Origin of the sequence: Pseudoroseomonas cervicalis ATCC 49957 (assembly GCF_000164635.1) — a bacterium.
Taxonomy (GTDB): domain Bacteria; phylum Pseudomonadota; class Alphaproteobacteria; order Acetobacterales; family Acetobacteraceae; genus Pseudoroseomonas; species Pseudoroseomonas cervicalis.
Window position 1 is genome coordinate 31,363 of sequence record NZ_GG770780.1, and the last position, 5,055, is coordinate 36,417.

Consider the following 5,055-nt stretch of genomic DNA (forward strand, 5'->3'; position numbering starts at 1 on the left):
CGCTGGGCGGCATCGTGGCGGGCACCGCGGCGCGGCTGCCGCCACCCTGCTGCGGCCTGGCCGCCATCACCGCCCTGTTGCGCCCAGGACACAGTGTTTCAATGAAGTCGCGAACCGGCCAAGCGGAGCATTGCCCGCCCCGATCCCCGTGAACCATAGTCCGCGCCATGGCCTGACCGGTCCGCTTTTTCTTGGGCGGACACCTGTCGAGGGGGACAGGGGGCCGCGGGACCTGCCGGCCACCGAGGTCGGCGCGTGAGGAGGATTTGGGATGCGCAAGCTTCTGCTGGGTACGACCGCCGTGGTCGGCGCCGTTGTGATGGCCTCGACCGGTGCGATGGCGCAGGGCGCCGATCCGTTCCGGGCCGCCGGCCCGGCCATGATGTCGCACCGCGACCTGGAAGTCCGCCTGGGCGGCTACTTCCGCTTCTACTACTCGAACACCACCCAGGATTACCTGAACGTCCCGACGGCGAACCAGGGCAAGTCGGATTTCCAGCAGGAAGTTGAGATCCACGTCGTCGCCAACGGCAAGGCCGCCAACGGCCTGCGCTACGGTGTGGCGATCGAGATCCAGAACGACGGCGTCCGCCAGGCGACCTCGGGCGTGGCCAGCAAGAACTCGCTGGATCTGGACGAGGCCTGGGGCTACGTGGCCGGCAGCTTCGGCCAGGTCCGCATGGGTGACGAAGACAACGTCTGGGCCCTGATGAGCCAGGGCCAGGTGGCGAACTTCGCGACCGGCGGCCTCGACGGCGACTTCTATGACAGCCTGGCCGGCAACTCGCCCAGCCTGAACCAGCCGTCCGACGCTGGCGACAACACCAAGATCATCTACATGTCGCCGCAGTTCGCCGGCTTCGACTTCGGCGCCAGCTTCGCCTTCAACACCGGCGAAGGCCCGCTGTCGGGCTGCACCAGCGGCAACACCTCGTGCGACCGCCTGGGCTCGACCAACACGCTCATCGCCCGCCGCCGCAACGAGGTCGTGGCCGCCGTCCGCTACCGCGGCAGCTTCTCCGGCGTGGGCATCGGCGCCTCGGCCGCCTATATCGGCTCCGACGTCGTCTCCAACACCACCGGCGTCTCGGCCGACCGCATCAATGTCGGCGCCTTCGGCCTGCAGCTCTCGGCCTACGGCTTCCTGGTCGGCGGTCAGTACCTGTTCGGCGACGCGGGCAACACCTTCTTCACCCCGCGCCTGAAGGTTGCTGGCGATCAGCGCCAGTACAACTCCTTCAACGTCGGCGCCTCCTACACGATGGGCCAGTTCACCATCGGCACCCAGTATGGTGAGACCCGCTCGGCTGGCTCGCAGACCACGGTCGGCGGCGTCGCCAACACCGGTTCGCGCACCGACAAGGGCTGGAGCATCGGCGGCACCTACCGCATCGCCCCGGGCATCGAGTACATCGCCGAGTACACCACCTACGAGATCAAGGAGCCGGGCGTGAACTTCGCCACCGGCGGCCGCAACAACCTGAACAACTCGGTCGACGGCCAGGTCTTCCTGACCGGCTTCCGCTTCGCCTTCTGATCCCTCACGGGACCGGAGACGGGAGGGCGGCAGGGCAACCTGCCGCCCTCTTTTTTTTTCCCGCTTGCCTATCCCAGCCAGAGAGACGTAAGTGGCCGCCATGCTGAAGCACCGTGCCCGAGCCGCGCTGATCCTCCGGCCCCTGGTCGCTGCGCCCCTGATGCTCCTGGCATTGGCGGCCTGCGGCGGTGGCCGAATCGTCGAGAACGACGAATACAACACCGATTCCCGCCGCGCCCGCGTCGCCGGGCGGCTGAGCGGGGAGCAGGACGGCCTGCTCATCATGGGCACGGACCGCTCGAACCGCGGCGGCGGCGCGGGGGCCGAGAGCGGCCTCGGCGTGAACGCCTATCTGTGGCGCGCGACGCTCGACACCCTGTCCTTCCTGCCGCTCTCCTCGGCCGATCCCTTCGGCGGCGTCATCATCACCGACTGGTACTCGCCGCCGGCGACGCCGGGCGAGCGCTTCCGCGCCACCGCCTACATCATGGGCCGCCAGCTCCGCTCCGACGGGGTGCGCATCTCGGTGTTCCGGCAGGAGAACCGCAACGGCACCTGGGCCGACGCGCCGGTGGCGCAGGCGACGGCGACCGACCTCGAGAACCAGGTGCTGACCCGCGCGCGCGAGCTGCGCAGCCAGACCGCCGCGCGCTGAGCCGCGCCGGCCCGAAGCCTGAGGATGCGGCCCGGGGGAAGGCGCTTCCCCCGGGCTTTTTCATGCGCGGCAGGCCGGGCGCCCGCCTCCGGCCAGGCCCTGGCCGGGTGGTGACCGGCCGCGCCCTTCCCATCGGCGCCGCAACACCCTATGCCTTCCCTCCGCAAGTGATCGCCCTGGCCCGATGAACGACAGCACCCTCCCCGCCCGTTACGATTTCGCCTCCGCCGAGCCCCGCTGGCAGCGGGAATGGGAGGCGGGCGCCTGCTTCGCCGCCCCGGACGTGCCGGATGGCAGCAAGCCCAAGTATTACGTGCTGGAGATGTTCCCCTACCCGTCGGGGAAGATCCACATGGGCCATGTGCGCAACTACACGCTGGGCGACGTGGTGGCGCGCTACAAGCGGGCGCGCGGCTTCCAGGTGCTGCACCCGATGGGCTGGGACGCCTTCGGCCTGCCGGCCGAGAACGCGGCGCGCGAGCGCGGCACCCACCCCGCCGCCTGGACCTACCAGAACATCGCCAACATGCGCGCCGAGCTGAAGCGCATGGGCCTGTCGATCGAGTGGGACCGCGAATTCGCCACCTGCGACCCCGCCTATTACGGCCAGCAGCAGAAGCTTTTCCTTCAGTTCCTGAAGGGCGGGCTGGTCGAGCGGAAAGAGAGCTGGGTCAACTGGGACCCGGTCGACCACACCGTGCTCGCCAATGAGCAGGTGATCGACGGCCGCGGCTGGCGCTCCGGCGCCCCGGTCGAGAAGAAGAAGCTGTCGCAGTGGTTCTTCTCGATCACCAAATTCGCGCCGCAGCTGCTGGAGGCGCTGGACGGGCTCGACCGCTGGCCGGAGCGCGTCAAGCTGATGCAGGCCAACTGGATCGGCCGCTCCGAGGGCGCGCGCGTCCGCTTCGACCTGGCGACGCCGGTGGCGGGCCAGGAGAGTGTCGAGGTCTTCACCACCCGCCCCGACACGCTGTTCGGCATGTCCTTCCTGGCGGTCGCGGCCGAGCACCCGCTGGCCGCCGCCGCCGCCGCGCAGAACCCCGAGATCGCCGCCTTCATCGCCGAGGTGCGCGCCCTCGGCACCTCGGAAGCCGCCATCGAGCAGGCCGAGAAGCGCGGCATCGACACCGGGCTGCGGGTGAAGCACCCCTTCATCGAGGGCGCCACCTATCCGGTCTGGATCGCCAATTTCGTGCTGATGGAATACGGCACGGGCGCCATCTTCGGCTGCCCCTCCGGCGACCAGCGCGACCTCGACTTCGCGCGCAAATACGGCCTGCCGGTGCCGCCGGTCATCCTGCCCCCCGGCGAGGACCCCGCGACCTTCGCCATCGGCAAGACCGCCTACACCGATGACGGCGTGCTCTACAATTCGGGTTTCCTCGACGGCCTCTCCACGGCGGCCGGCAAGCGCGCCGCCATCGACGCGCTGGAGGCCAAGGGCCAGGGCAAGGGCATCGTCAACTGGCGCCTGCGCGACTGGGGCGTCTCGCGCCAGCGCTACTGGGGCTGCCCGATCCCGGTCATCCATTGCGACGCCTGCGGCACCCAGCCGGTGCCCGAGGACCAGCTGCCGGTGGTGCTGCCGGAGGATGTCGATTTCTCCAAGCCCGGCAATCCGCTGGACAGCCACCCGACCTGGAAGCACGTCGCCTGCCCGTCCTGCGGCAAGCCGGCGCTGCGCGAGACCGACACCTGCGACACCTTCGTCGACAGCTCCTGGTACTTCGCCCGGTTCACCGCGCCGAAGGCGGGCACGCCCCTGGTGGCGGACGCCGCCAATGGCTGGCTGCCGGTGGACCAGTATATCGGCGGCATCGAGCACGCGATCCTGCACCTGCTCTATTCCCGCTTCTTCACCCGCGGCCTGAACCATCTGGGCCAGCTGGAGACGGCCGAGCCCTTCGCCGGCCTGTTCACCCAGGGCATGGTGCAGCACGCCTCCTACAAGTCCCAGGATGGCCGCTGGCTGGCGCCGGACGAGGTGGAGGTGGCGGCCGATGGCAGCGCCACCGACAAGGCCACGGGCCTGCCGGTCACCGTCTCGCGCAACGACAAGATGTCGAAGTCGAAGCGCAACACCATCGACCCCGGCGCCATCATCGACCATTACGGCGCCGACACGGCGCGCTGGTTCATCCTCTCCGACAACCCGCCGGAGCGGGACATGGAGTGGACCGAATCCGGCGTCTCCGGCGCCTCGCGCTTCACCCAGCGCCTGTGGCGGCTGGTGAACGGCGCGGCTGGCACCCTGCCCGCCCCCGGCACCGAACCGGCCGAGGGCGCCGCCCGCGACCTGCGCCGCGCCACCCACCGCACCATCGCCGCCGTCACCGAGGCGCTGGAGACCTTCTCGTTCAATGTCGCCGTGGCGCGCATCCACGAATTCGCCAACGCCATCGAGGCGGCGGGCGAGGCCGATGGCGCGGCGCGGCGCGAGGCGCTGGAGGCGGTGGCCCGCCTGGTCAGCCCGATGATGCCGCACCTGGCCGAGGAGCTGTGGTCCCTGCTGCGCCCCGGCGCGGGCCTGGTGGCCAACCTGCCCTGGCTGGAGTCGGATGCCGATCTGGCCCGCGCCGACAGCGTCACCCTCGCCGTGCAGGTGCTGGGCAAGCTGCGCGGCACCATCTCGGTGCCGGTCGGCGCCGACGAGGCGACCATCTTCGCCGCCGCCGAGGCGGAGGAGAATGTGCAGCGCGCCATCGCCGGGCGCCCCATCAGGAAGCGCATCCATGTCCCAGGCCGCATCGTCAACTTCGTCGTCTGAGACGGAGCGGCCGGCCCCTGCCCGGCGGCGCCTGCTGGCGCTGCTGGCGGGCGCGCCGGCGGCGCTGGCGCTGTCCGGCTGCGGCTTTCGCCCGGT

General features: G+C 70.3%; 3 protein-coding genes. All 3 read left to right on the top strand.

Annotation, left to right across the window (positions count from 1 at the left end; genetic code table 11):
• The first annotated feature begins 271 nt into the window (after window positions 1–271).
• The 3 genes from HMPREF0731_RS13585 (at window position 272) to leuS (ending at window position 4,959) form a co-directional block, all read left to right on the top strand.
• Window positions 272–1,537, top strand: coding sequence for a porin (locus tag HMPREF0731_RS13585; protein ID WP_007004721.1), 1,266 nt, complete (start codon window positions 272–274; stop codon window positions 1,535–1,537).
• A 160-nt stretch (window positions 1,538–1,697) separates the two neighbouring features.
• On the top strand, window positions 1,698–2,192 hold the full coding sequence (locus HMPREF0731_RS13590; RefSeq protein WP_245538329.1) for a DUF3576 domain-containing protein: 495 nt from the start codon (window positions 1,698–1,700) through the stop codon (window positions 2,190–2,192).
• A 184-nt stretch (window positions 2,193–2,376) separates the two neighbouring features.
• Window positions 2,377–4,959: a leucine--tRNA ligase gene (gene leuS / locus HMPREF0731_RS13595; RefSeq protein ID WP_007004724.1), complete on the top strand. Its 2,583-nt coding sequence runs from the start codon at window positions 2,377–2,379 to the stop codon at window positions 4,957–4,959.
• Window positions 4,960–5,055: the final 96 nt, after the last annotated feature.